This window comes from Erythrobacter sp. NAP1 (assembly GCF_000152865.1).
Taxonomy (GTDB): Bacteria; Pseudomonadota; Alphaproteobacteria; order Sphingomonadales; family Sphingomonadaceae; genus Erythrobacter.
In genome coordinates, this window is the sequence record NZ_CH672390.1 from 2,229,630 (window position 1) to 2,255,348 (window position 25,719).

29 protein-coding genes and 1 tRNA gene are annotated in these 25,719 nt (G+C 62.9%); 23 read left to right on the forward strand and 7 right to left on the reverse strand.

What is annotated here, in order from left to right; all coding sequences use genetic code 11:
• Positions 1-16 precede the first annotated feature (16 nt).
• A tRNA-Gln gene (locus tag NAP1_RS10555) sits at positions 17-90 on the reverse strand.
• 175 nt (positions 91-265) lie between these two features.
• Between NAP1_RS10555 and NAP1_RS10560 the strand changes: the two genes are divergently transcribed.
• Together NAP1_RS10560 and NAP1_RS10565 are read left to right on the forward strand one after the other, a co-directional pair.
• Positions 266-1,537 (forward strand): Ppx/GppA phosphatase family protein, encoded by a 1,272-nt coding sequence (locus NAP1_RS10560; protein WP_007165278.1) that lies wholly within the window; start codon positions 266-268, stop codon positions 1,535-1,537.
• Between the two features lie 3 nt (positions 1,538-1,540).
• Complete coding sequence (locus NAP1_RS10565; RefSeq protein ID WP_007165279.1) at positions 1,541-2,206, forward strand: RlmE family RNA methyltransferase; 666 nt, start codon at positions 1,541-1,543, stop codon at positions 2,204-2,206.
• A gap of 20 nt (positions 2,207-2,226) precedes the next feature.
• Here NAP1_RS10565 and NAP1_RS10570 read toward each other — a convergent pair whose 3' ends face one another.
• Complete coding sequence (locus tag NAP1_RS10570; RefSeq protein ID WP_007165280.1) at positions 2,227-2,901, reverse strand: cytochrome c family protein; 675 nt, start codon at positions 2,899-2,901, stop codon at positions 2,227-2,229.
• 120 nt (positions 2,902-3,021) lie between these two features.
• Here NAP1_RS10570 and NAP1_RS10575 point away from each other — a divergent pair, with 120 nt between their 5' ends.
• The 10 genes from NAP1_RS10575 to NAP1_RS10620 all read left to right on the forward strand — a co-directional run bounded on the left by NAP1_RS10575 (position 3,022) and on the right by NAP1_RS10620 (position 12,435).
• Positions 3,022-3,927 (forward strand): prephenate dehydratase, encoded by a 906-nt coding sequence (locus NAP1_RS10575; protein WP_007165281.1) that lies wholly within the window; start codon positions 3,022-3,024, stop codon positions 3,925-3,927.
• A 126-nt stretch (positions 3,928-4,053) separates the two neighbouring features.
• Positions 4,054-4,725 (forward strand): hypothetical protein, encoded by a 672-nt coding sequence (locus tag NAP1_RS10580; protein ID WP_040464938.1) that lies wholly within the window; start codon positions 4,054-4,056, stop codon positions 4,723-4,725.
• Positions 4,722-5,993: a DUF4350 domain-containing protein gene (locus tag NAP1_RS10585; protein WP_040464414.1), complete on the forward strand. Its 1,272-nt coding sequence runs from the start codon at positions 4,722-4,724 to the stop codon at positions 5,991-5,993. Before NAP1_RS10580 ends, NAP1_RS10585 begins: the two co-directional genes overlap by 4 nt.
• A gap of 29 nt (positions 5,994-6,022) precedes the next feature.
• Entirely contained in the window at positions 6,023-6,979 is a 957-nt protein-coding gene (locus NAP1_RS10590) for a MoxR family ATPase (RefSeq protein ID WP_007165284.1), read from the forward strand.
• Between the two features lie 4 nt (positions 6,980-6,983).
• Positions 6,984-8,321, forward strand: a complete 1,338-nt coding sequence (locus NAP1_RS10595; RefSeq protein ID WP_007165285.1) for a DUF58 domain-containing protein — start codon at positions 6,984-6,986, stop codon at positions 8,319-8,321.
• Positions 8,318-9,394, forward strand: coding sequence for a stage II sporulation protein M (locus NAP1_RS10600; protein WP_007165286.1), 1,077 nt, complete (start codon positions 8,318-8,320; stop codon positions 9,392-9,394). Before NAP1_RS10595 ends, NAP1_RS10600 begins: the two co-directional genes overlap by 4 nt.
• Entirely contained in the window at positions 9,391-10,317 is a 927-nt protein-coding gene (locus NAP1_RS10605; protein WP_007165287.1) for an RDD family protein, read from the forward strand. The genes NAP1_RS10600 and NAP1_RS10605 overlap by 4 nt, the downstream gene beginning before the upstream one ends.
• The gene (gene bla / locus NAP1_RS10610; protein ID WP_007165288.1) at positions 10,314-11,300 is read left to right on the forward strand and encodes a class A beta-lactamase; all 987 of its coding nucleotides are present in this window, start codon (positions 10,314-10,316) and stop codon (positions 11,298-11,300) included. Before NAP1_RS10605 ends, bla begins: the two co-directional genes overlap by 4 nt.
• Before the next feature lie 56 nt (positions 11,301-11,356).
• Positions 11,357-11,551: a hypothetical protein gene (locus NAP1_RS10615; RefSeq protein WP_007165289.1), complete on the forward strand. Its 195-nt coding sequence runs from the start codon at positions 11,357-11,359 to the stop codon at positions 11,549-11,551.
• Positions 11,548-12,435, forward strand: a complete 888-nt coding sequence (locus NAP1_RS10620) for a fatty acid desaturase (RefSeq protein WP_007165290.1) — start codon at positions 11,548-11,550, stop codon at positions 12,433-12,435. The genes NAP1_RS10615 and NAP1_RS10620 overlap by 4 nt, the downstream gene beginning before the upstream one ends.
• Here the strand turns inward: NAP1_RS10620 and NAP1_RS10625 are convergent.
• Positions 12,432-13,583: an isoaspartyl peptidase/L-asparaginase family protein gene (locus NAP1_RS10625; protein ID WP_050750480.1), complete on the reverse strand. Its 1,152-nt coding sequence runs from the start codon at positions 13,581-13,583 to the stop codon at positions 12,432-12,434. The genes NAP1_RS10620 and NAP1_RS10625 overlap by 4 nt on opposite strands.
• A gap of 61 nt (positions 13,584-13,644) precedes the next feature.
• Between NAP1_RS10625 and NAP1_RS10630 the strand changes: the two genes are divergently transcribed.
• Entirely contained in the window at positions 13,645-14,592 is a 948-nt protein-coding gene (locus NAP1_RS10630) for an SDR family NAD(P)-dependent oxidoreductase (protein ID WP_007165292.1), read from the forward strand.
• A 1-nt stretch (position 14,593) separates the two neighbouring features.
• On the opposite strand, the gene NAP1_RS10635 is transcribed toward NAP1_RS10630, so the two are convergent.
• From NAP1_RS10635 to NAP1_RS10645, 3 genes are read right to left on the reverse strand one after another with little or no spacing between them, the layout of a single operon-like run.
• Positions 14,594-15,532, reverse strand: a complete 939-nt coding sequence (locus NAP1_RS10635) for an alpha/beta hydrolase (RefSeq protein WP_007165293.1) — start codon at positions 15,530-15,532, stop codon at positions 14,594-14,596.
• Between the two features lie 46 nt (positions 15,533-15,578).
• Positions 15,579-16,376: a DNA-binding domain-containing protein gene (locus tag NAP1_RS15985; RefSeq protein ID WP_007165294.1), complete on the reverse strand. Its 798-nt coding sequence runs from the start codon at positions 16,374-16,376 to the stop codon at positions 15,579-15,581.
• Positions 16,373-17,245 carry a DUF692 domain-containing protein gene (locus tag NAP1_RS10645; protein ID WP_040464415.1) on the reverse strand — a complete coding sequence of 291 codons (873 nt, stop codon included), beginning with the start codon at positions 17,243-17,245 and terminating at the stop codon, positions 16,373-16,375. Before NAP1_RS10645 ends, NAP1_RS15985 begins: the two co-directional genes overlap by 4 nt.
• 213 nt (positions 17,246-17,458) lie before the next feature.
• On the opposite strand from NAP1_RS10645, the gene NAP1_RS10650 reads away from it, so the two are divergent.
• From NAP1_RS10650 to NAP1_RS10665, 4 genes are all read left to right on the forward strand, one after another.
• Complete coding sequence (locus tag NAP1_RS10650) at positions 17,459-17,740, forward strand: DUF2282 domain-containing protein (RefSeq protein WP_007165296.1); 282 nt, start codon at positions 17,459-17,461, stop codon at positions 17,738-17,740.
• An 87-nt stretch (positions 17,741-17,827) separates the two neighbouring features.
• On the forward strand, positions 17,828-18,325 hold the full coding sequence (locus NAP1_RS10655) for a DoxX family protein (RefSeq protein ID WP_007165297.1): 498 nt from the start codon (positions 17,828-17,830) through the stop codon (positions 18,323-18,325).
• A 31-nt stretch (positions 18,326-18,356) separates the two neighbouring features.
• Positions 18,357-18,887 carry a sigma-70 family RNA polymerase sigma factor gene (locus NAP1_RS10660; protein ID WP_007165298.1) on the forward strand — a complete coding sequence of 177 codons (531 nt, stop codon included), beginning with the start codon at positions 18,357-18,359 and terminating at the stop codon, positions 18,885-18,887.
• 1 nt (position 18,888) lies between these two features.
• The gene (locus tag NAP1_RS10665; RefSeq protein ID WP_040464417.1) at positions 18,889-19,572 is read left to right on the forward strand and encodes an NrsF family protein; all 684 of its coding nucleotides are present in this window, start codon (positions 18,889-18,891) and stop codon (positions 19,570-19,572) included.
• 44 nt (positions 19,573-19,616) lie between these two features.
• On the opposite strand, the gene NAP1_RS10670 is transcribed toward NAP1_RS10665, so the two are convergent.
• The gene (locus NAP1_RS10670) at positions 19,617-20,621 is read right to left on the reverse strand and encodes a zinc transporter ZntB (protein ID WP_007165300.1); all 1,005 of its coding nucleotides are present in this window, start codon (positions 20,619-20,621) and stop codon (positions 19,617-19,619) included.
• 217 nt (positions 20,622-20,838) lie between these two features.
• On the opposite strand from NAP1_RS10670, the gene ispG reads away from it, so the two are divergent.
• Genes ispG through NAP1_RS10700 form a run of 6 tightly spaced genes read left to right on the forward strand, consistent with a single transcriptional unit; the run spans position 20,839 to position 25,682 of the window.
• A complete protein-coding gene (gene ispG / locus NAP1_RS10675) occupies positions 20,839-21,981 on the forward strand; it encodes a flavodoxin-dependent (E)-4-hydroxy-3-methylbut-2-enyl-diphosphate synthase (protein ID WP_007165301.1) in 1,143 nt (380 codons plus the stop codon).
• Between the two features lies 1 nt (position 21,982).
• On the forward strand, positions 21,983-22,237 hold the full coding sequence (locus NAP1_RS10680) for a hypothetical protein (RefSeq protein WP_007165302.1): 255 nt from the start codon (positions 21,983-21,985) through the stop codon (positions 22,235-22,237).
• A complete protein-coding gene (locus tag NAP1_RS10685) occupies positions 22,234-22,737 on the forward strand; it encodes a thioredoxin family protein (protein WP_007165303.1) in 504 nt (167 codons plus the stop codon). The genes NAP1_RS10680 and NAP1_RS10685 overlap by 4 nt, the downstream gene beginning before the upstream one ends.
• Positions 22,738-22,752: 15 nt before the next feature.
• Positions 22,753-23,295 carry a manganese efflux pump gene (locus NAP1_RS10690; protein ID WP_007165304.1) on the forward strand — a complete coding sequence of 181 codons (543 nt, stop codon included), beginning with the start codon at positions 22,753-22,755 and terminating at the stop codon, positions 23,293-23,295.
• Positions 23,295-24,233 (forward strand): histone deacetylase, encoded by a 939-nt coding sequence (locus tag NAP1_RS10695; protein ID WP_007165305.1) that lies wholly within the window; start codon positions 23,295-23,297, stop codon positions 24,231-24,233. The genes NAP1_RS10690 and NAP1_RS10695 overlap by 1 nt, the downstream gene beginning before the upstream one ends.
• Positions 24,234-25,682 (forward strand): NAD(P)-binding protein, encoded by a 1,449-nt coding sequence (locus NAP1_RS10700; protein WP_007165306.1) that lies wholly within the window; start codon positions 24,234-24,236, stop codon positions 25,680-25,682.
• The last annotated feature ends 37 nt before the right edge of the window (positions 25,683-25,719 follow it).

Genomic DNA, 25,719 nt, shown 5'->3' on the forward strand with positions numbered 1-25,719 from the left:
GTTAAACGAGAGAAGTTGGATGCCCCGTGAGGATTCGAACCTCAATTGACGGAGTCAGAGTCCGTAGTCTTACCATTAGACGACGGGGCATCAGCGCGAAGGGGCCAAGGAATCAGTGTCCGGCGCCACGCGAGAGGGGGCATCTAGTTTTGTGCGGGGGCTGGGTCAAGGGCGACTTGCTTGCTCTTGCGCAGAGCTTGGGTTAGCGTTGCCATCAGGTGCTGGCGCAAGAGGTTCGCGTCAGTGATTAGGAAAGATCAGGTTTATGGCGGATGCGCTTCCGCCGGACGAAAACAGGAGAGCTGGTAAAAAACGGAGCGGCAAGTCCGGCAAGGTAGCCGATTTTCGCTACAAACGCTCCAGCCAGCAGGGAAAAGGGTCGCGCCAGGCAAATTCCCGCGCAAACGCTGCTCGCGCCAACGGCTCCGCAAAGCCGGACGCAGCGCGTGGCCCGGCAAACCACGCGCAGGCTCTCAACGACCCCCACCGCACCAATTTCAAGCCGCGCAAGAACGAGGCATACGCCGCGCTCGATCTGGGCACGAACAATTGCCGGTTGCTCATTGCCCGCCCCTCTGGCCGCGACTTTACCGTCATCGACGCCTTCAGCCGGGTTGTGAAGCTTGGCGAGGATTTGGCCAAGACCGGGCGACTGTCTGATGAGGCCATGGACCGCGCCGTGGGTGCGCTCGCAATCTGCGCTGAGAAGCTGCGCCGCCGCAATGTGCGTCTTGCCCGCTCGGTCGCGACCGAGGCTTGCAGGCGTGCTACCAATGGCGAGGAGTTCATTGAGCGCGTGAAGCGCGAGACCGGCATAATGCTCGACATCATCACCGCTCAGGAAGAAGCGCGCCTTGCCGTCCTTGGCTGCCATATCCTTCTAGAATCGGGTGAAGGCCCGGCGGTGATTTTCGACATTGGCGGCGGCTCGACCGAGTTGGTGCTACTCAAGCCAGGCGGGAAGATCCCCGAGATCATCGACTGGCAGAGTGTACCCTGGGGCGTTGTCTCGCTCACCGACACTGTCGGGCGCGGCGAGTCGGGCCGCGAGGCGAGGATCGAGCGTTATCGCAAGATGCGCGGCATCGTCTCCGACGCCTTTGCCCCCTTCGCAGGGAGGATCGCCGATGCCGCCAAGAGCAGCGATATCCGCTTGCTCGGCACATCGGGCACGGTCACGACGCTTGCGAGCCTGCACCTTGAACTGCCTCACTATGATCGCAAGGCGGTGGACGGGCTTATCGTACCCTCTGCCGCAATGCGCGATATCAGCGGAAGGCTTTCGGCCATGTCACCTCAGGAGCGCAGCGAGCTCCCTTGCATCGGGCAGGACCGCGCAGACTTGGTCGTAGCCGGGTGCGCCATTCTCGAATCGATCCTCGACTTGTGGCCGGCAGAGCGGCTTGGCGTTGCAGATCGCGGCATTCGCGAAGGTATCCTTCGCAGTCTGATGGCAGCCGAACGTCACAGCGAGCGCAGCCTCAAAGCCTTGCATGAGAATCGCGCCGGTCGTCCAACACCGCGCAACGGAGAATAAGACTTGGCACGTTCAGGCCGCGACCCCGACAAGCGGGTTAAGACCGCAAAGAAGCGGACCGAAAGTTCGACACGCTGGCTGCAACGCCAGCTGAACGATCCGTATGTGAAGCAGGCGAAGGCCGATGGCTATCGCAGCCGCGCGGCCTACAAGCTGCTCGAACTCGACGAAAAGTTCTCGCTCCTGCGCGGCACGAGGCGCGTGGTCGACCTAGGCATTGCGCCGGGCGGTTGGAGCCAGGTGGTTCGCGCGAAGGCTCCGAAGGCAGAGATCGTGGGCATCGACCTGCTCCCGACCGAACCGATCGAAGGCGTTACAATCTTCGAGATGGATTTCATGGACGACGCTGCGCCCGAAAAGCTCGAATCGGCCCTGGGAGGTCCGCCTGATCTCGTCATTTCAGACATGGCGGCAAACACGGTCGGTCACAAACAGACCGATCACCTGCGTACGATGGCGCTGGTCGAGGCGGGCGCATGGTTCGCGGTCGAGACGCTGGAGAAAGGCGGGGCATTCGTTGCCAAGGTGCTGGCCGGAGGCACCGATGCCGAGCTGCTCAAGCTGCTGAAGAGGCACTTCAAGACCGTCAAACACGCCAAACCACCCGCGAGCCGCAAGGGCTCGTCGGAGTGGTATGTCGTGGCTCAGGGGTTCAAGGGGCGCGAATAACCCCCTGAGGATGCCGGGGCTTAGCCCTCGGCGGCTGCGGTTTCTTCGGAGGTCTCTTCAGCGACGTCCTGCTCGGCTTCTGCCTCGCCCTCGGCCGCTTCTTCGGCTTCTTCAGCCGGCGGCACGAATTCCGGCACCGGAATGCCCGAACCGTTCTCGTTCATGTAGAGCGAGACAGCGGCGCGGTCTTCGATGCTCGACAGGCCGGCAAAGCCCATCTTGGTGCCGTCCATGTAGCCACGCGGATTGTCGAGCCAATTGTTCATCTCTTCCCAGCCCCAGTTGCCGCCAAAGCTCGCCATGGCGCTGGAGTAGGAATAGCCCGAAACGTTGCCGACCGGCGCGCCCATGATGCCGTGAAGGTTCGGGCCAACGCCGTTAGCGCCGCCCGCTTCAATGCTGTGGCATGCCGAGCACTTGGCGAAGACGCGCTCGCCATCGGCAGCGGTCACCATGCTCAGCGCTTCGGTGAAGGTCGGGCCCGAGGGGCCTTCTTCCACGTCCGGAAGCTCGATCACATAGCCCAGCGTTTCAGGGCGCTGCGGATCGTCGGCGTGAAAATACTTGCTGGCGAGGATCGAGAGGCCGAGGCCAACCACGCCTGCAAACAGGACCCAGCCTGCGGCTGTGTTGAACATGTCGCCCGAGCCAGTTTCGGCTTCCGGCGTGCTTTTTGAAGAATTGTCGTTTGTCATCCCGGCGCTCCCTTAATGCCCCCCTCGCGCGCGTGCAAGGCGAAACGCAACATCTATTCGTGCACTATTCGCAAGCCCTCTTGCCGCCCCTGTATGAGAGCTTTAGCACGCCCGATACACATGAAAAGTTTTCCCGCACCTGCCCTGCACATTGTCGACGCGCTGCGCTCTGCCGCCGCGGCCGATCCTGTACGCGCCATTGCATTCCAGGGGTCCCCCGGAGCGAACTCGCACCGCGCCGCGATCGAAGCGCGTCCCGACGCGTTGCCGCTGCCGTGTTTCGGGTTCGAAGACGCGCTCGAAGCGGTGAAGGACGGGCGCGCAGGTCAGGCGATCATCCCGATCGAGAACTCGCAGCACGGACGGGTCGCCGACATCCACTTCCTGCTGCCCGAAAGCGGGCTGTCGATCGTGGGCGAGTATTTCATGCCGATCCACCACGCGCTGATGGCGCCCGGCCCTCGCACAGACGGCGACAGGATCGAGGCGGTTTACAGCCACCCACAGGCGCTCGGCCAATCACGCAAATATCTGCACGAGCGCGGGATCACGCCGCTGAGCTACATCGATACGGCTGGCGCTGCGGCTCATGTGGCCGAAATTGGCGACAGGACGATCGGCGCCATCGCTCCGGCTATCGCGGCTGAACATTACGGCCTCGAGATTATCGAGAACAACGTCGAGGACGCGCATGACAACATGACGCGCTTCGTCATCCTTGCCGACCGGCCCACTTTCATCACACACGACGAAAGCAAACCGGCGATGACCACCTTCATCTTCGAGGTGAAGAACATCCCGGCGGCGCTGTACAAGGTGCTTGGCGGGTTTGCGACCAACGGGGTCAACATGACCAAGCTCGAAAGCTACCAGATCGGGGCGAGCTTTTCGGCGACCATGTTCTATGCCGACATTATCGGTGCACCTGGCGATCCGGCGGTCGACCGCGCGCTGGAGGAGTGCGCGTTTCATTCCAAGGAGTTGCGCCTGCTCGGCACCTACGAACAGGCCCGCAAACGCGGTTAAGCATGGCTGTCAGCCAAGCCGGTTGCGCGCGCCGATGAGCCGTGCCACCACTGCAAGAGCATGAGCAACGCGGCGCAGACCATTACGCGGCCCTCTTTTCCGCCTGAGGCGAGCCGTGAGGTCGCATTGGCTGATCCCACATCCGTCGCGCCCGTCCCCGAAAGCTGGAGCGAGCTAAGAGAAGCGCGCGACATCCAGTTTGAAGAACTGACGATTGTTCCACCTCCGCTGCCCGAGCCGGCAGAGCCGAGCTGGTTTTCGCAAATGCTACGCGAGGTGTTTGCATGGCTGGGTGAGGTGCTGTTTCCGGTTGCGGCGTTTTTCGGAGAAAGCTGGCCGGTGATGAAGTGGGTGCTGCTCGCCCTGCTCATCGCCTTCGTCCTCTATCTGATCGCGCGCAATATCGGCCTCATTTCGCGCCGTCGCCAGATGCCCAGAAGCGCGACCAGCGAGCCTGAATGGCAGCCCGACCAGAAGGAAAGCACAGCCCTGCTGCAAGATGCTGACGAGCTTGCCGCTCAGGGGCGCTTCGATGAAGCGACGCGGCTTCTCTTGCAACGCAGCGTGCGGCAGATCGCGGCGGCAAAGCCGGACTGGGTCGAACCTTCCAGCACCGCGCGCGAGCTTGCCGCGCTTCCCGCGCTATCGGACCGGGCGCGCGCGGCGTTCGGGGCGATATCCGAGCGCGTCGAACGCAGCCTTTTCGCGCTGCGCTCGCTCAGCAAGGAGGACTGGGAAGCGGCTCGCGCCGCCTATGCAGATTTTGCGCGCGTCGAGATCAAGCAGGCGAGCGCATGACCACGGCAGCTACGCCAGCAAGCGCTCACAGCAGATCGCCGTTCAGCAGGGGAGCGGTGCTCGCAATCGTGCTGGTCGGTTTCACTGCCTTCATCGCCATGCTCTATTTTATCAGCGCAGGCGATACCGGCGGCGAGCGTCCGGGCCGTGCGCATGCCTCAGCCAATGGCCTCAACGGTTATTCGGGCCTCTATCGACTGCTTCAGGCCGAAGGGCTCGATGTCGAACGCTCGCGTAGTCGCGAGAGCCTTACGACCTCGAACCTGCTGGTGCTGACCCCGCCACAGAATGTCGATTTCGAGGAGTTTGCCGACACCCTGCAATCGCGCCGGTTCTATGGCCCTACCCTCGTGATCCTGCCCAAATGGATTGCCGGTCCGCCTCAAGGTGAGCTCGTCGAGGAGGACCAGATTCGCATGCGCGATGACTGGGTGACGCTGTCGCGCACTGCGCCCGTACCTTGGACCGAAGACCTGCCCGAACCTTACGCGTTCACTTACGGCGCTCAGGAATTCGGCGGGAGCGGCACGCCTCGTTGGTACGCCGATGGCCGGCAGGGAAGGATGCCGACCCGGATCATGCTGCATGCGGAGCAGAATGAGGGGCAACAAGCTATCGTCACTAACACCGCCGGCCATTCGCTCGCCTTTCAGGTTGCAGGCGACGAAGGCATCAACCGGCTGATCTTTGTCGTCGAACCAGACCTTGTGAACAATTTCGGCCTCGCCGACGGGCAACGCGCAGGACTGGCGCTCGACCTCATTCGGCAAGCGAGCAATGTCGAAGGGCAGTCTGTCACCTTCGACATGACCTATCTTGGCTACGGACAGACGATGAACCTGCTGACGCTGGCCTTCCGCCCCCCATTCCTTGCAGCGACACTTTGCCTGATCCTTGCGCTTTTCATCGTCGGCTGGAGGGCATTTCTTCGTTTTGGTCCGGCGGCTGTGAGCGGTCAGGCGATTGCTTTTGGCAAGCACCAGCTGGTCAGCAATGGAGCAGGCCTGATCGTTCGCGCCCGCAGGCTGGGCTTGCTGGCAGACCCATTCATCCGGCTAACCGAGCGACGCGTCGGCAAGGCGCTCGGGGTCGCGCGGCCTGACAGCGAGAAGATCGACGCCGCCCTCGCCCAGCGCCTGCCCGATCAAGAGCCGTATTCCCGTCTCGCAGCGCGGCTTCACGATGCCCGCAGCCCCACCGAAATCCTGCGCGCCGCCAAGGCAATGAGCGCGCTCACTTCAAGACTAACAGGGAAAACCGCCGAATGAGCACTGATACACCGCCCCAGACAGGCGGCATGAGTCTCGCCGAACTGCGCGATCTAGCCGACGCGATCCGCGCAGAGGTCGCCAAGGCGATTGTTGGGCAAAGCGACATGGTCGACCAGCTGCTCGTCGCCCTCGTCAGTCGTGGTCACGTTCTCCTCGAAGGACCGCCAGGCACGGCAAAGACGTTCCTTGCCCAGTCTTTCTCGACCGCGCTTGGGCTCGATTTCGGACGCATCCAGTTCACGCCTGACCTTTTGCCCGGGGACATTCTCGGCTCCAACCTTTTCAATTTCCAGACGAGCCAATTCACCCTCACGCGCGGGCCGATCTTCTGCGAATTGCTACTCGCCGACGAGATCAACCGCACGCCGCCCAAGACACAGGCCGCGCTGCTCGAAGCGATGCAGGAACGCCGCGTGACGCTCGATGGCGAGACGCACCAGTTGGCCGATCAATTCATGGTCGTCGCAACGCAGAACCCGATCGAGAACCAGGGCGTCTATCCGCTGCCCGAAGCGCAGCTCGACCGCTTCTTGTTCAAGCTGCTCGTCCCTTATCCCGATGAGGCCGAGGAGGCTCGGATTGTCGCGAGCTATGGTTCGAGATCCGGGCCCACTCGCCCGGCGGATCTGGGTGTCACGGCCGTCGCGAATGCGCAGATCCTCTCGAGCGCCAACGCCGCGCTTTCGCAGGTCGCTGTGGCGGACGAGATCACGCAGTATGTCGTGAGGCTTGTGCGCGCGACGCGCGAGCATTCCGAACTTGCGGTGGGCGCGTCGCCGCGCGCGGCGGTCATGCTGGCAGGCGCTGCAAGGGCGCGCGCGGCGCTTGAAGGGCGCGATTACACGATCCCTGACGATGTGAAGGCGCTCGCGCTCCCGGTCCTGCGCCACCGCCTGACGCTAAGCCCAGCCGCCGAGATCGACGGACGCGATATCGAGGCGCTGGTTGCCGAACTCATCGAAAGCACGGAGGCACCGCGCTAGTCCGATGGCAGGTACCCCCGCCCTTCCCCTGGTCCCGACCGAACGCGCGGCATGGATCGCAGCTGGCTTTGCCCCAGTGGCACTGGTGATTGCGGCGGTCTCTCCTGCTCTGTGGGTGGTAGCCCCGGTGCTGGCGGTAGCGTTCGCCGCGCTGATCGCGCTCGACGGGATGCTTGCAGGCCGCGTGGAGGACTGGCAGGTGATCGCGCCCGACGACACCGAGATCGGCCAGCCGACCGAGCTCGACGTGCATGCTCGCTTCGACCGCAGTCAGGTGAGCGGCGTCGAGGCAGCGCTTGAATTCGACCCAAGGCTCGCCCCGGGCGGTCGCGCCACGATCGCGCTGGTGCCCGAACCCGATACCGGTGCACAGAGCGGCACATTCGGGGCCCTGCCCGCGCGTCGCGGGACCGCAGCCTTGAGCAGGGCGTGGCTGCGCTGGACCGGCCCCCTGGGCATCGGAGCGCGCCAGACCAGCCGCGATCTGACGCAAGAAATACGCATCTGGCCCGATCTCTCGCCCGTGCGCTCGAAAGAATTGCAGACTTTCCTGCGCGACGCTCAGACCGGCCTCATCGCGCGGCGTATTCGCGGCGAAGGCACTCAGTTCGAAGCGCTGAGCGAATACGAACCGGGCATGGACCGCCGCCGGATCGACTGGAAGGCAAGCGCGAGGCACAATCACCTCTATGCCCGCGAAAACGAGAGCGAGCGAAACAACCCGATCGTCTTTGCCTTCGATTGCGGTCAGGCGATGTGCGAGCCGGTTGATGGGATGCCGCGCATCGACCGAGCGGTATCGGCAGCGCTCACATGCTCCTATGTCGCGCTCAAAGGCGGGGACCGGGTGGCGCTGTTCGGCTTTTCGCAAAGGCCGCAGCTGATGACCCCCTTCGTCAGCGACACGCGTTCCTTCCACCGCCTGCAAAGCGCAGCGGCGGGCCTCGACTACGATGCGAGCGAGCCGAACTTCACGCTAGCGCTCGCAACGCTCACCTCGAAACTCAAGCGCCGTTCGCTGATCGTACTGTTCTCCGACTTCACCGACCCGACCGCTGCGGAACTCATGGTCGAAAGCATCGGGCGACTGGTGTCAAAGCACCTCGTCCTGTTTGTCACCATCGCCGACAGCGAGCTTGAGGAAATGATCGCCGAGGAGCCCACATCCATCACCACGCTGGCAAAATCGGTGACGGCGGACAGCCTGCTTCATCAGCGCCAGATCGTGCTCCAGCGTCTTCGCCAAATGGGTGTCGACGTGATCGAGGCCCCCTACGAACAAATCGGCTACCAGCTGATCGACAGCTATTTCAGGATCAAGCGCAGCGAGGCGATCGGATGAATTCGCCTCTCCTCTCGAGCTGGTTCGGGCGTGGCGAAGTCGCAGCGCCAGTCGATATCGAAAGCGCGACCTTGCGCTCAGACCGCTTCCGGCTGGAGCGAGAGGGCGATTGGAAGCGGCTTGAGGATATCGTTGCGCGCATGGAGAAAGGCGGCCTGTCGCGCATCGACGATGCCGAATTACTTGCGCTGCCGACGCTCTACCGCACCGCTGCTTCCAGCCTGTCGGTCGCGAGGGAAACATCGCTCGACGCAGCGACTTTGCGCTATCTCGAGGGCCTCGTGCAGCGCGCATGGTTCCAGGTCTACGGCCCGCGCCAAGGGTTCTTCGCGTGGTTTCGCGGGTTCCTTTTCGGTGGCTGGAGCCGCGCCGTTCGCGAGATCTGGCTCGACATCTGCATTGCATTGTTCGTGATGGTCGCTGGCGCGATTGTGGGCTGGCTGCTCGTCGTGCGCGATGTTGATTGGTACTATCGGCTCGTGCCCACGCAGTTCGTCGACACGCGCGTGCCCGGAGCAAGCCGCGAGGAATTGATGGCGACGCTCGCGGTCGAGGAAAGCGCGAGCGGGCTGTCGACTTTCGCCGCCTCCCTTTTCAGCAACAATGCGGGCGTCTCGATCCTCGCATTCGCACTTGGGTTCGCGTTCGGCATCCCCTCGCTCCTGCTGCTGATTCACAACCTCGCAGTGCTGGGCGCGATGATTTGGCTGTTCGATTCGGCAGGTCTCGGCATCGAATTTGCTGCATGGCTGAGCGTTCACGGAACGACCGAGCTCTTCGGCATTCTGCTTGCCGGGGCGGCGGGCCTGCATATCGGCCGCTCGATGGCGTTTCCGGGCGATAAGTCGGTACTCGATGCAGCCGCTGAGAGCGGGCGGCGGGGAGCGGTCGTGATGGTGGGCGTGGTCATCATGATGATCGTCGCTGCGCTGCTCGAAGCCTTCCCGCGCCAATTGGTGGAAGGCGCAGGCAGCCGCTTCGTGATCGGCGGAGCGTTCCTCGCCTTCTGGCTGTCCTATTTCTTCCTCTATCGTCCCGCCTCCGCCGCGCATGAAAGCGAGGCGGCGGGATGACCATGGCAACAGCCTCCCCATCGCAGACCCGGCAGGCGGCTGCCGACAAGCGCCTGCGCCAGATAATCACGCCGGAAGGCATCGCGCTGCCCATCCGTGTTGCAGGGCGCGGAAGCAGATTGGGTGCGCTCGTGCTCGATTTCGTGCTCGTCATCACGGCCATGATTGCGATCTACCTGCTAGTGATCTGGCTGGCGGCCGAGTTAATGCTGGCTTCGGCCTTCGGGGTGACCACCGGGGCATCGGAAGCGGTCAACATATTCCTGATCCTCACCTTCTTCCTTGCGCGCTACGGCTATTTCCTCGCTTTCGAACTGGGCCCTCGCGGCGCGACCTGGGGCAAGCGCGTGCTCGGCATTCGCGTGGCTGCGCGCGGCGGCGGCAGGCTCACGCCCGAAGCAGTGGTCGCGCGCAACCTCCTTCGCGATATCGAACTGTTCATGCCGCTCATCTTCCTCCTCGTCGCGCCGAGCGGTCAGGCGGGAAGCTTCGGGCTCGCAGGCCTCGTCTGGTTCCTCACCTTCATGGCCTTCCCCTTCTTCAACAAGGACGCGCTTCGGGCGGGCGATATCATCGCAGGGACATGGGTGGTCGAGGCTCCGCGCGCAAAGCTCGCAGACGCGCTGTCGGTGAATGGCTCGGCTGCGAACGGCAAGAGCGACGTCACCGGCGCGCGCTACGATTTCGGCGAGGCCGAGCTATCGATTTATGGCGAGCACGAATTGCAGGTGCTCGAACGCATGCTGCGCGAAGATCAGCCCGAATCTCTCGCCGCCGCGCATGCCGCGATCTGCAGGAAGATCGGCTGGGATCCGGGCGCAGGCGATGAACGCGCTTTCCTTGAAGCCTTTTATGCGCAATTGCGGGCCAAGCTCGAAGGCGACATGCGCTTCGGAAAACGCAAGGCGGACAAGTTCTCATGACGATCCAGAGGCGGGCATTCATCATTGGTGCGCTGGGCGCTGGGCTCGCGGCGAGCGCGTGTTCGACGCGCCTTCCCGACATCACCCTGCCGCCGGGCACCCAGCTGCAATTCGGTCCGGGCAACCGGTTCGAGGCGATGCTCAGGCAGATCGAAGGAGAGTCGAACGGCACGCTGGGGGTCGAATTGTTCGATGTCTCGACCGGTCACTCGGTCGGGATCAACCGGGACCGGCGCTTTGGCCATTGCTCCTCGTTCAAACTGTCGCTTGCCGCGATGGTGCTGGCCTCGGATTCGCTCGGCATTGTCGATGCCGACAAGCGCGTCATGTGGAGCGAAGACGACCTCATGGCCGTCTCGCCCTTCACCACGCGGCGTCTTATCGAAGGGGCGACCTTGCGCGAACTGGCCGAGGCGACGCAGAAGTTTTCGGACAACGCCGCCGCCAACATACTGCTTCGCGAATATGGCGGCCCGGCGGCGCTGACCGCGTTCTGGAGCGGGATCGGCGATAATGTCAGTCGCCTCGACCGATATGAACCTGCGCTCAACAATGTCCCAGTCGCCGAATATCGCGACACCACTACGCCCGCAGCTATGGCGCGCACGGTGGCAGCACTCGCATACGGCGAAATCCTGCCTGACGAAGATCGGGCGACCTTGCGCCAATGGATGATCGACACGCCCACAGGTGTGCGGCGTGTGCGCGCGGGCCTGCACGAAGAACTGGTCGGCGGCGACAAGACCGGCACGTCGCTATGGCTGGGCATGGAGAGCCTCTATGTCGATATCGGCTTTGTCGAGCCGCCAGCGGACAAGAGCGGCGACGGCGAAAAGTGGAAGTCGGGCCCCTTCACCTTCGCGACCTATTTCCGCCCGCGCACCATTGTCAATGGCCTCGATCCGGCTGCCGAAGCCGCACTCGCAAGGGTCGGCGAGGTCTTGAGTGCATTTGCCGAAAGGCCCGATCGCTGGCCCTTCTGACGCGCTGACTGGTCTCTCAAGTTTCGATCTGCTACCGGTCGGTCAGGAGAGGGATCATGGAACGCGCACTCAAACTTGTCGCAGCCAGCCTGCCGCTCGTCTTTGCCTTCGCATTCCTGGTGCCTGTGATTGATCAGGGGATGCGCGCGCTCGGACTTGGCGCGCCGTTTGGCCTCTCCACACTCACATTCGCGCTGATTGTCGGCGGCGCTTGGGGCCTGTTCGCTCAGGTCACGGGGCGGTGGATATGAACGCGCAGTCCCCGATCCTGCCCGAAGATCTCTCGCAGCTTTCCGACGGCGAATTGAAGCGGCTTGAGCTCAAGATCGCGCGCAAGCATTCGGGCATGGTGCCGTGGGATGCGGTGATCTGGGCCTTTGCCAATATGGCGGTGTGGCTGTCGCTGTGGCCACTGGTCTTTTCTGGGCTGCTGCCGCTCTGGATCGCGTTTCCGATCGCGACGATCAACATGGCGCTCGTCTATCTGCCCACCCACGAAGCGCAGCACGACATTATCGCACGCCCCGGCACAAAGCTTCGCTGGCTCAACGAGCTGGTGGGCCACGCGACGAGCTGGATGCTGATCTTCCCTTTCGAAGTCCTGCGCATCACTCACCTCGACCACCATCGCCACACCAATGACCCCGAGCTCGACGTCGATATAACCACCAAGGCTCCGGGCCCGTGGTCGGCGATCTGGTATGCCATCAAGAACCGCCAGCCCAATGCGAAGCGCAATCACGATTACGCCGCCTCGATCATGCGCGCGGGGCGCACCGATCTGATCCTGCTGAGCCTTGCCTACAAGATCGGCTTCATCGCGATCCTCGGGACGCTTGCGTGGAACGGCTATGCCTTGGAAGCGCTGCTCTTGTGGTGGCTGCCCTATCAGATCGCCATAACCTACATCGTCTTCTTCCTAAGCTGGGCGCCGCATCACCCGAGCAATGAGCAAGGGCGCTATCGCAATTCGCGCGCGTGGAAGTCGAAGGTCGGCAATTGGGGCTCGATGTGGATGCAGTTTCACATCGTGCACCACCTGCACCCCTACATCCCGCTCACGCGCACACCGGCGGCGTTCTGGGAGATGAAGCCGATCCTCGAAGCGCGCGGTTGCGAGCTTGGCGAGCTTTAGTGGTCGGGCGTGTCTGACGCCTCTGCTTCGACGTCGCCGCCAAAGATCGCCACTTCGTTGACGCCATCGCTGGTCGCGCGGCCGCGATACATGCCGGTGGTGTTGAAACTGTAGAGCGCGTTGCCTTCTGGCGTGACAAGGATAATCCCGCCATCGCCGCCCAGTTCCTTGACCTCGGCCATGACGCCATCAGCGATCTGTTGCGGTATTTTTGCATTCTCCGACATGATCAACTCGAACATCTCGTTGGCTCCCTCATCGTCCTCCAAGACTTCGCCGATCTCATTGATGCGCATTGCGATTACCTCGGGAGGCGGCGGCTGAAGCATCCGCAAGCGCGTGCAGATCTCCTGCGCCACGCCGACACGAATGAAGTACTCACCCCAGCCAGTCGCCGACACCGCGCAAGAACGATTGTCCGCGTAAGTCCCCGCGCCAACTACCGGCGCATCGCCGATCCGGCCCCAGCGCTTGCCGGTCATGCCGCCGGTGGAGGTGCCCGCTGCAAGGTTGCCGTCCTGGTCGAGCGCCACCGCGCCCACCGTGCCGAACTTGTGATCGACATCGAGCGCGGACATTTCCTCAGCCTTCATCCGCTCGAGCGACTGGCGACGCGCCTCGGTCGCAAACCATTCAGGGCCGGTCACGTCAAAACCGCGTTCGAGCGCGAACTGCTCCGCGCCTTCACCCATCAGGAAGACATGCGGGCTGTCGGTGCGCACGCGGTCGGCGAGCAGGATTGGATTGCGCACGGTGGTAACGCCCGTGACCGCACCTGCGCTGCGATCGCGTCCGTCCATGATCGAGGCGTCGAGTTCGTTCTCTCCCTCCCACGTAAACACCGCACCGCGTCCTGCGTTGAACAGCGGATTGTCCTCCATCGGGATGATCGCCGCCTGGATCGCTTCCATCGCGGTGCCGCCATCGGCCAGAATCTGCGCGCCCGCATCGAGCGCTTCCTGAAGCGCCGCTTCATACTGCGCGCGGCGTTCGGGCGTCATGTTGTCGGGGCTGAGCGTGCCCGCACCGCCGTGGATCGCGATGGACCACTTGGGCGCTTCTGCATCCTCATGGGCCTCTGCAAAGGCGTGAGTGGGAGCAAGCGTGGCGAGAGCCGCAGTCGCGGCGGCAAACAGAGCGTTTTTCATGGCTTGCATGGCTAGCTCAAACCTGCGCAACAGGCCACATACAAGATTCGGGAGAAGCACCATGAGCGAATTCGGCCACGACACGACCGCAGACGAAGTACTCGAGGGCAAGGACCTGTCGGGCAAGACGGTCTTCATCACCGGCGGAAATTCCGGTCTCGGGCAGGAAACCGGCCGGGCGATGGCTGCCAAGGGCGCTCACGTGATCCTCGCCGGGCGCGACCAGGGCAAGCTCGACGAAGCAGTCAGCGCGATCCGTTCGGAAGTTCCCGACGCCAATCTCGAGACGATCACATGCGACCTCGCCTCGCTCGACAGCGTGCATGCGGCGGGCGCTGAGGCGAATGAGCGTTTCGACAAGATCGACCTGCTTATCAACAATGCCGGTGTGATGGCCTGCCCCAAGATGCACACCGACGACGGGTTCGAGATGCAGCTTGGCACCAATCACCTCGGCCACTTTGCACTGACCAAGCATTTGATGCCGCTGGTCGAGGCGGGCACGGACAAGCGCATCGTGAACCTGTCGAGCCGCGGCCATCACATCGCGCCGGTCGATTTCGACGATCCCAATTTCGAGAGCACCGATTACGTGCCGTTCCTGAGCTATGGCCGGTCAAAGACTGCCAACGTGCTGTTTACCGTCGGGCTCGAGAAGCGCTTTGGCGACAAGGGTATCCACTCATATGCAGTGCATCCCGGCGGTATCCAGACCAACCTCGGCCGACACATGTCGGAGGAAGAATCCGCCGCACTGGTCGAACGAGTGACCGAGAACGACCCCGGCTTTTCATGGAAGACGATCCCTCAAGGCGCAGCGACGCAGACCTGGGCAGCGACCGCCGACGAACTTGAGGGCAAAGGCGGGCTCTATTGCGAGGACTGCAACGTTGCCGAAGTTGACGACGCATCGCCGAATAGCGGCGTTCGCACTTACGCGCTCGACCCGGTGGCGGCGGACAAGCTTTGGGCGATGTCGGAAGAGATGACCGGCGTAACCTTCGCCTGACCTACTCCTCGATAAAGTCCTTGAGCAGCGCGAGCGTATCCTTTGCCTCGCGAGTGGGGACGATCGCCATGAAGACGTGCGGCGCTGCCTCGTATTCGTAGAGCTTTGCGTCGATACCCGCATCGCGCAGTTTGCCGGTGAAGGTGCGGGAATCGATGATGAATAGGTCATGCCGCCCGGTCCAGATGCGGGTTGGCGGCAGCTGCGCCAGATCCTCTTTCGAGGTGTAGAGCGGGCTGCATTGGGCGCTGCCGGGTGCTCGCTCGCCTGCGAACATGATCCCGCACGAGCGCAGGGTTCCGATCTTGAGCATGATGTCGTGCGGCTCGACCGTCTCGATCGCCGGGTCTGCCATCGTCACATCTAGCCACGGGGCGAAGAGTGCGAGTTTACCGGGCTGCGGTCCGCCGGCTTTTGCCAGCCTGAGTGCAAGGCTTAGCGCCATATGGCCGCCCGCGCTGTCGCCGTTGAGGATGATCTTCGCGGGATCGTGATCCTCGGCAAGCTTGGCAAAGGTGGCGTCGGCGACTGCGTCCTGCGCTTCCCACGAGCTTTCAGGCACGACCGGATAAAGCGGCGCGGTGACGCTCACCCCGCATTTCTCGACCATCGCCTCGATCAGCGGCCAGTGCTCCTTGAACATCGGCAAGACGAAGCCGCCGCCGTGGAAATAGAGCATGTGCCACTCGCCCGGCCCGGACTTCGGATGGATCGTGACGACAGGGTTCTGCGCGGCGGTCCAGTGGATCACATTATGCTTGTGCCTCAGCTGGTTGGGCATCGATGCATCGTTGGGAAGCGGACGCTTCGCCATGTAATCCTCGAACTCGAGCGCGGTGTGCGGGAAGACCGGCTTGCGCTTCGCCATCAGCCATTTGACCACGCGCATCAGGATGCTGGGCTTGGCGCTGCGCAGTTCGATGGATGTGTCGGTTAGCATGTGTCTGTCCCCTATGCGTGCGAGAGTGCCGGAGACTGACCGAGTGTCAAGCAGCCGGACGGCCAATCCCGGTGATGAGCCCTTCCTGCAGCCAGCGTCCCAGCATCGCGCCTGCACGCATCGCGGCAGCCTGGATCGCTTCGGCAGTGGGCTCGTTTTCGCCGAGCAGGACCGCGATAAGTTCGCCGTAACTCGCCCCGCTTTGCATCGCTTGAATGGCACCGGCATGATCGGCTTCTGCAAGGATGAAGGTGGGCCGATCACCCTCGCGCCACACGATGCAGGATTGCGGGGCGGCGAGCTTGATTTCCGGGCGGTCATCGCTTTCGCCTGAAAGCGAGCGCCACATGGCCTCAAGGTCATGATCAACGAGCCGGACGGTGCTGCGCGGCTGAAATGTCAGCGTGAGCGCGCCCCAGTCCTCATCGCCGAACCCCGCGCTCGCCTCGGCAAAGGCTTCGGGTGTGACAGGCTTGCTGTCGGGCGCGGTGCCGACTTCCATCATGGTCCATTCCAGCCATGCGAGTTCGGCGACTTCGGGGTTCTGGCCGAACAATTCAGCACAGGTCGCGTCAAAGCCTGCCCCAGCCTCGTCGATAGTCCAGCCAGCAGGGGGGTGCTTGATCGCATGGTGCATCGCGACCTGCTTGAACGGCCCTTCGCCGACATAGGCGCGCGTGCGCTCGAAGGTTTCTTCAAGCGCGCCCATCAGCGCGGAGCGGTAATTCCCGCGATAGACCGCCATGCCCGCCGCCTGCCGGTTGCCCCAACCTTCGGGGAGCGCGGCGCGGTCGTCGAGGATCGCTTTAAGGAATGCCTCCTGCCGGTCAGCCAGATCGGTCATGCCGGGACGAGTGCCTCGCTCGCGATGCCTCGCGCTCGGTCGAGTTCGATCAGCAAGTCGGCCAAGGGCGGGATATTACCGTCGCGTTCGATCATGGTCGCGACCGGCTGCGGCAGCATGGCTATGGCTTTGGCGTAAAGATCCCACACGCCATCGGCGACTTCGCGGTCATGCGTGTCGATGATGATGTCACGCTCCGGCGTGGCAGGGTCGTGGCCCGCGAGGTGAATTTGGCGGACGCGGTCAAGCGGCAGTCCGGCAAGGTAGTCTTCCGCCGAAAAGCCGTGATTGCGCGCGCTCACATAGATGTTGTTGACGTCGAGCAGCAGGTGGCACCCGGTCCGCCGAGTCATCTCGGTCAGGAACTCCCACTCGGTCAGCTCGTCCTCCGGGAAAGTGAGGTAGCTTGACGGGTTCTCGAACAGCATCGCGCGGCCCAGCACCTCTTGTGCGCGGTCGATATTGGCGCAGACAGCAGAAAGCGCTTCTTCGGTCAGCGGCATCGGCAAGAGGTCGTGCGAATTGTGCGCGCTCGTGCGGGTCCAGCACAGGTGGTCGGAGACCCACAAGGGCTCGATCCGCTGCTCCAGCCGCTTGAGCGCCCTGAGATATTGCTCATCCAGCCCGCGCGCCGAACCGATCGACATCGAGACGCCGTGCAGGATCACAGGCAAACGCTCGCGCACTTGCTCCAGCACGCGCAGCTGGCGTCCGCCTTCGACCATGTAGTTTTCGGAAATGACCTCGACGAAATCGACCGGCACGCCGATTTCGTATCCGGGGCCGCTCAGATAGTCGTCGTAATGCGTGCGCCTGAGGCCAAGGCCGAAGCCGCCAAAGGGCGCAATGGGGTCGTGGCTGGTTGGCATGTATTCCTCCTTAGCAGACATTTATTGCTGCCGTCGCCTCCCCGGTTCGCCCTCGCCTGCGCCATTGTTACACTCTTTAATACGGCGCGCTTCCGATGCGGGGTGAATCCAACTTTTTTGCGATTTTTGTAACCGACCACGGAGGCAGCGCGAATGACAGGGCAGTCCCGCAACCCCGCCGGACGCAAGTTTTGAAGAGTTTGGAGAACTGCCATGAACAAGAAGTCGATCACCGCACTCGCCGGTCTCGCCCTTACCGCCGGCATCACCGCCGGTCTCGCCACCACCCCTGTCGCTGCACAGGGCGCCAAGGAAAAGTGCTACGGTGTTGCGCTTGCAGGCAAGAATGATTGCGCCGCAGGTCCGGGCACGAGCTGTGCCGGTACCTCGACCCGCGACTACCAGGGCAATGCCTGGGTCTATGTCGACAAGGGCACCTGCACCAGCATCGAAACGCCCAAGGGCAAAGGCTCGCTGACCCCGATCCGTCGCTAAACCGCACGGCACGGCCACACACAGACTGATCAGGCGGCCAATCAGGCAAACATTCGGCCGCCCGATCAGGTTCAAGGAGGAAAGACAATGAACAGCATCACATCAGCATGGAACCGATTGACCGGCGCCCTTTCGGGCACGTTCGTCGAAAGCATCGCGCTTCTTATGAGCCGCGTTGCGCTCGCCGGGATTTTCTGGCGGTCCTATGAAACCAAGGTTGTCGAAGGCAGCCTGCTGCAAATCGACGAAACGCAATACTTCATCTTTGCCAACGAGTTCACCGGCCTGCCGATCTCCCCCGATCTCGCCGTGCCGCTGACCGTCTATGCAGAGTTCGCGTTTCCGATCCTGCTCCTGATTGGTCTTGCCAGCCGCTTTTCCGCTGCTGCACTTGCCGTGATGGCGCTGGTCATCCAGATTTTCGTGTTCCCGACCTGGGCTCACTTCTTTGGATGGGATCTGACCGTTCTGGCTCTTGCAGCCATCATCATCAGCCGTGGCCCCGGCCTCTTCTCGCTCGATGCCCTGCTGGGCCGGTTCACCGGTTCGCAGAAATCGAGTGGCGCGGAGCCCCAACTTGCCTAAGGTCCGATAAGGACTTTGGGAGGGGATCACCATGGTTGCCGATGAACCGACATTCGCCCGCCTCATGGTGGCAGCGCAGGACGGCGATAAAGCCGCTACCAATGTGCTGCTCTCCGAGGTGGGCGTATGGCTCGAGCGTTACTTCAAACGCCGGGTCCCGCCGCATTCGATTGATGACCTCGTTCAGGATGTGTTGATCGCGTTCTACACAAAGCGCGCGACCTGGGATCCGTCACGGGCCTTCCTGCCATGGCTTGCAGCCATTGCGCGCTATCGCTGGGTCGATCATCTGCGCAAGGTCTACAAGCATGACGCGAAGGAACTGTTCGAAGACGACGCGGTTGAAGACAGCGAGGAAGAAGTTGTCCTGGCCCGCGTCAGCCTCGACCGCCTGTTTGGCCAGCTCCCCGACAAGCAGGCCGAGGCGATCCAACTGGTAAAAATAGGCGGCCTGTCGATCCGCGAAGCCGCCGAAAAGACCGGGCAAAGCGAAAGCCTGGTTAAAGTGAATATCCATCGTGGCCTGAAGAAATTGGCCGCCATGGTCGAGAAAGCCGATTGAAATGAAAAACGACATTCCCTCTTCCACCCGCATGGACCGCGACGCCCTCATCGCGGCCCTGACCGAGGATCTGACGCCGGTAAAACGCGTAAAGCCCGCCAATGGGGCGATACTGATCGGCTTTGCGACGATCGTTGCCGCGATTGTCTCGATTGCGATCTTCGAGTTCTGGACCGGCATGGTATCGGGCGAAGCCTCGGGCTTCTTCTGGATCACCAATGGCCTGCTGATGGTGCTGGGTGCGGCAAGCACGTCCGCGCTGGTCGCCTCGGCGCTGCCCCGCGTCGGAACGCGCGCAAACGCCCCGTTCTGGAGCGCGGCGATGCTGGCCGTCATGCCGGTCGCAGCGCTGCTGACCATGTTCTCGATCGAGGCAACGCACGACCATTCGGTCAGCGCCTTTGCCGATCCGGCGCTCTTGTACTTCGAATGCGCGCTCTATGGCACTGGCGCCGGACTTCTCGTCGCAACTGCCGCCGTGATGTTCCTGCGCCAGGGTGCGCCGGTTTCGATCGAGCGTGCAAGCTGGCTCACCGGCCTTGCCGCCGGATCGCTCGGATCACTCGCCTATGGCATCACCTGCCCGCTCGACACGATTTCGCATGTCGGTATCGTCCATGTCCTGCCAGTTGCGGTCTCAGCAGTCGCCGCCCGCTTCGTGGTCCCGCCGCTGATCCGCTGGTAACTTCAGGAAAAATACTTGCGTGAGCCGTCCCCCCGCGGGACGGCTCACAGCCATTTCCAGCGCCAGAACAGTACCAGCTGCAGCGCCATGATGCTGAGGCAGATGCCGACCACGATCCAGAACGCATCGCCGTTCTCGACGCCTGGCATACCCCCGACATTGATCCCCATCAGCCCGGTCAGGAAGCCAAGCGGCAGGAAGATGCCCGCCACGATGGTAAGCATGTAGGTCGCGTGCTCGTTCGAGGCGAGGCTGCGGGCGCGCAGCTCGTCCTGAAGCACCAGAGCGCTTTCCTTGCTGATCTCGATATCGTCGATGTAGCGCCGGAGCCGTGCAATCGACTCCTCGATTTCGCGCCGGTCGTGATCCTCGAACCATGCGGGCGCATCGCGAGCAATGCTCTGCAGCGCTTCGTGCTGCGGCGACATGTGCCGCTGCAAGGCGAGACAATTACGCCGGATTCCGGTTATCTTGGGCAGGATTTCCTCGTGATCATCCTCGATATCCATCTCGTCGAGCTCATCGATCCGCAGGTTCATGTCGACGATCGTATGGTTCATGCGGACCGTCAGCTGTTCAACGATTGCCGTGATCGCCCCGCCAGCGTCGAGCGGCCCCTTGCCCAATTCGAGCAAGGCGCGCACGTCGCGCGGTGTCTGCATGGGTGCCTTGCGCAAGGTCATGAGGCGCACACCATCGGACCAGACCTGCAACGAGATCATGTCCTCAGGTTGCGCTTGCTCGGCGAAATTGATGCCTCTTAAAGTCGCGGCGATGGCGTTGCCTTCGCGCAAGGCGCGCGGTCTGGTCGAATCGGATACGAGGAATTCAGCTGTCGGCTCCGGAATGCCGAGGTCGTTTTCGAGCCATGGCTGCACTTCGGGTGCGTGGCGGCGAAGGTGCAGCCACAGAATTTCTCCGGGATGCGCCGGTTTCCAGCCATCGACCTCTTTCCTGCCGATCGGGGTCGCACCACCCTTCCCGTCGAGCACGCAGCCAAATATCAGCGGTCCCTTGCCCTCGGTCGCATCTGTTCCGGTTGTTTCCATCGTCGGCCACCATGGCGCAGGTCGCGACGTTTTCCTACTCTCCATGCTCCGTGTTAATGCGCGAGTGATGCAAAGGGTCGCAAATCTGGAAAACCGCCGCCATATGGTGACACAACCGGCGTCCAAGGTGACACTTTGGGCGGCCAAGGTGACAGACATGCTATTTTGCCCTGGACCGTGTAACATGCGGTCCACTTTCAGGAATCAGGTCAGTTAGATGAACGCAATCCGCCCCTGGCGAACGGTTGAACGGCGCGAATGTCGCCAGATCATGGTCGGCGATGTGCCCGTCGGCGGCGATGCGCCGATCACGGTGCAGACCATGACCAACACGCCCACCGAAGACGCGGCCGCAACGATCGACCAGATCCGCCGCTGCGAGGACGTGGGCTGCGACATCATCCGCGTCTCGTGCCCGACTGAGGAAGCGACCGCCGCGATGCCGCTCATCACGCGCGCGGCTAACATCCCGGTCGTTGCCGACATTCACTTCCACTACAAGCGCGCGCTCGAAGCCGCCGATGCAGGCGCCGCTTGCCTGCGCATCAACCCCGGCAATATCGGAGGTTCCGACAGGGTCGCCGAAGTCGTCCGCGCGGCAAAGGCCAATGGCTGCGCGATCCGCATCGGCGTGAATGCGGGCAGCCTCGAGAAGGACCTGCTGGAGAAGTATGGCGAGCCCTGCCCTGAAGCGCTGATCGAAAGCGCGCTCGATCACATCAAGCTGTTGCAGGATCACGACTTCCACGAATTCAAGGTCGCGGTGAAAGCCTCCGACGTGTTCCTAGCGGTCGCCGCCTATCACGGACTTGCCGAAGCGGTCGATTGCCCGCTGCACCTTGGCATCACCGAAGCTGGCGGGCTGATCGGCGGGACGGTCAAGTCCTCGATCGGCATGGGCTCGCTGCTCTGGGCGGGGATTGGCGACACGATCCGTGTCTCGCTTTCCGCCGAGCCGGAGGAAGAGGTCAAGGTCGGTTACGAGATGCTCAAGGCGTTGGGCCTTCGCACGCGCGGCGTTCGCGTTGTCTCGTGCCCGTCTTGCTCGCGTCAGGGCTTCGACGTGATCCGCACGGTCGAGACGCTGGAAAAGCGCCTCGAACACATCAAGACACCGATGAGCCTCAGCGTACTCGGCTGCGTGGTCAATGGCCCGGGCGAAGCGCGCGAGACCGATATCGGCCTCACTGGCGGCGGATCGGGCAAGCACATGGTCTACCTCTCGGGCGTCAAGGCGCACACGATCGAGGACGAGGACATGCTCGACCACATCGTGCGCCTCGTCGAGGAGAAGGCCGCCAAGATCGAGGCCGGCGAAGAGGTCGCCTTCGACCCGCACGCCAAGGAGGCAGCCGAGTAAGGTGAAGCGAGAGGCCAGCCTCCCCGACGCCGCAAACGATACTGCGCTCGTCAAGCGCGCCTCGGCAGGCCGGGCATCGGTCGGCGCGGCCAGCGTGGGAGCCTTGGCGCTTGGAGCGTTAGCGGTCGGCGCATTGGCCATCGGTGCGCTCGCCATCGGCAGGCTTGCTATTGGCAAAGTGCGCGTGCGCGAGGCTCGCATCGACAAGCTGACAATCGGGCGTCTCGAAATCGAGGAAGGTACCAACACACAATGATCCGGCCCATTCTGGCAGGCTTGGCCGCTGCGCTGCTGGTCACCGGCTGCGCGACCATTGCCGATACCAGCAGTCATGCTGCCCACGATTACCCCGAGGCGCGATCCTACGTTGTCTCTAGCGATGCGATGGGCGACGTCGACGCCGCGCTCGCCCGAGCGACAGAAGTTGACAAGCGCGTGCTTCTGGTCATGGGCGCCAACTGGTGTCACGACAGCCGCGCACTCGCCGGATGGCTCGAAAGCGAGCGGATCGGCGCGCTGGTCGACGAGCAATATGAGCTCGTCTTCGTCAATATCGGGATGCCTCAGCAAGGTGACGGCCACAATCTCGACATCGCGCAGCGCTTTGGCCTCGACAACCTGCCCGGCACGCCCAACGTGCTCGTGCTGACCGCAGACGGCACGCTGGTGAATGCCGAGACCGCGACGACGTGGCGCAATGCGGCAAGTCGCAGCGAAGAGGCCATCTACGACGAGCTGGCGAGCCTTGCAGGATAAGCAGACGGCACGGGCGTGATTGAGGCTCTGCTGCTCGCTGTCGCGCTGGCGATGGATGCGTTCGCGGTGGCGCTCGCGCAGGGCGCGCGGTTCCGTCCCGACTTGGGTCCCACGCTCCGTATCGCGCTGGTCTTCGGCTTGGCGCAAGGCCTGATGGCGGCGCTTGGATGGGCGCTCGGAGAGGCGGCGCTGGCATGGGCCGGGAGCGTCTTCCACTGGATAGCCTTCGCATTGCTCGTGGCAATCGGGCTGCTGATGCTGCGCGGCGGCGGAGACGGTGAAGCGCGCCCGATCCTCGGAACTGCCGCGCTTCTCGGAGCAGCGCTCGCCACCTCGATCGACGCGCTCGCCGCCGGGGTTGCGCTGCCCGAGATTGCGCTCGACCCGCCGATCACGGTCGCACTGATCGCCGCGTGCACGCTCGCTCTATCGCTCGCGGCAGTGCAATTGGGCAAGGCCGCTGGCGAGCGCTTTGGACGACCCGCTGAGGTATTCGGAGGGCTGATCCTGATCGCGCTGGGTTGCAAGATCGCCCTCGAACACACAGCTGTCATCTGATGCTCCACGTCGTTCACCACGCCGACTACATGGCCCCGCGCCCCACGCGCGGGTCATTCAAGTTCGACAAGTACTACCTCGTGATGGAGGAACTGCGCGGCTCAGGCGCTGCGATCATGGAGCACGCGCCGGATCCGATGCCGCGCGACTGGCTCGAGGCGGTGCATGATCCCCAATACGTTGAAGAGGTCTTCAGCGCGCAGGTTCCCCACGCCAAGGAACGCCGCATCGGCTTCCCGGTAACGGAGCATATCCGCGACCGCGTGCGGCACACGAATGGCGGCACATGGCTCGCAGCGCAGCTCGCGATGGAGCACGGCTATGCCGCCAACAGTGCGGCGGGCAGCCATCATGCGCTTGGCGATACGGGAGCGGGGTATTGCGTCTTCAACGACCTCGCCGTCGCCACCAACCGCCTGCTCGCACAAGGCGATGCGGCGCGTGTTCTGATCGTCGATCTCGACGTCCATCAGGGGGACGGCACCGCCAGTCTGTTGGCCGGGCGCGAGGACGTCTTCACGCTCTCGGTCCATGCCGAGAAGAACTTCCCGGTACGAAAAGCGCGTTCTACTCTCGATATCGGTCTACCCGACGGGACCGATGACGATGGCTACATGGAAGCGCTCGACAAGCACCTGCCACGCGTCATCGACAGCTTCGCGCCCGACTTCGTCTTCTACCAGGCAGGCGTCGATCCCCATGTCGAGGACAAGCTCGGTCGGCTCGCCCTCACCGATGAAGGGCTTATGCAGCGCGATCGCTTCGTCGTGCGAGAGGCGCGGCAACGCGGGCTCGCGGTCGCTTCGGCGCTCGGCGGTGGCTACGGCGAAGATCAGCGCGCGGTCGCGGCACGCCATGCGCGCTCGATGCTCGCCATGGCCGAGGAAAATACGCTATGGAGCCAAGCCGCAGATCAGCGCGCATCAGGGAGAGTGTGAATGAGCAGCCAGGATACCGACTACCTCATCGTTGGAGCCGGAGCCGTTGGCCTCGCCTTTGCGGACACGCTGATCGACGAGGACCCTGACAGCCACATCACCATCATCGATAAGCACGCGGCCCCAGGCGGGCACTGGAACGATGCCTACTCCTTCGTGACCTTGCACCAGCCGAGCGCGACTTACGGCGTCAACTCGATGGAATTGTGCCCCGACCGGGTCGACACGCACGGCCACAATGCCGGCATGTATCCGCTCGCAAAGCATTCGGAGATCCTCGCCTACTATTCGAAGCTGATGAGCGAGCGCCTGATCCCGAGCGGACGCGTCGCATACCACTCGCTCACCGAATATGTCGGCAAGGATGGCGCCGTGCATTCGGCGCGGCATATCCTGTCGGGCGAGACGATCCAGTTCAACGTGCGCCGCAAGCTGGTCGATGCAACGTGGTTCAAGACCAGCGTTCCTGCAACGCACAAGCCCGGCTTCGAGATCGCCGAGGGGACGCGCTTTGCCAATCCGGGTGACCTGCCCGCACTCTGGAAGGATACTCAGAACCTTCCCGATCACTATGTCGTGATCGGCGGCGGAAAGACCGCGATGGACACCGCCGTATGGCTGCTCGAAGCGGGCGTTGCTCCGGACAAGATCGACTGGGTCCGCCCGCGCGACAGCTGGATGTTCAACCGCAAGCTGCTGCAACCGGCCAAGCATCACATCGAGGACCTCATCCGCTTTCAGGTCGACCTTGCCGAATGCGCGGCGTCGTCCGAGACAGGCGACGAGATGTTCGAGAAGCTGGACGAGCGCGGGACGATGCTTCGGATCGATCCCGAGGTCACGCCCAAGATGTTCCACTATGCCGTCATATCCGAGGCAGAAGTCGCGCTGCTGCGCCAGATCACGAACGTGCATCGCGGCCGCCGCGTTACCGCGCTCGAGCCGGAGGCGATGCTGTTCGGGGACGAGCGGGTTGAGCTTCCGGAAAACACGCTCTTCATCAATTGCACCGCCAGCGCCGTCCCCTTCGAACAGCGCGCCAACACCCGCCCGTTCTTCGATGGCGACACCATCACGCTGCAATTGGCGCAGACGCCGTTCGTGCCGTACAGCGCCTCGCTCGCAGCCTTCCTCGAAGCCAATTTCGAGACCGATGAGGAGCGCAATGCGCTCTGCCCGCCGGCTCCGCTAACCGATACGACCGACACCTATCCTTATGCGGTGATGGCCAACCTGATGAGCACCGCGATCCTTTCGAACAACGAAAAGACCAACGCCTTCAATGCGAAAAGCCGCCTTCATCCGACCGGGCCGGCGGTGGCTGAGATGATCGCGAATAATGACCCGCGCCTTGCCGCATTGTCGAAAGTCGCCCCTGCAATCCAGGCGAACATGCCCGGCATCGTCCAGCTTGGAATGAAGGCGAAAGCGCTTCATGAAGCTGCGTAAGAAAAGGGATTCACGGGAACCTCATATTTGAGGTAAT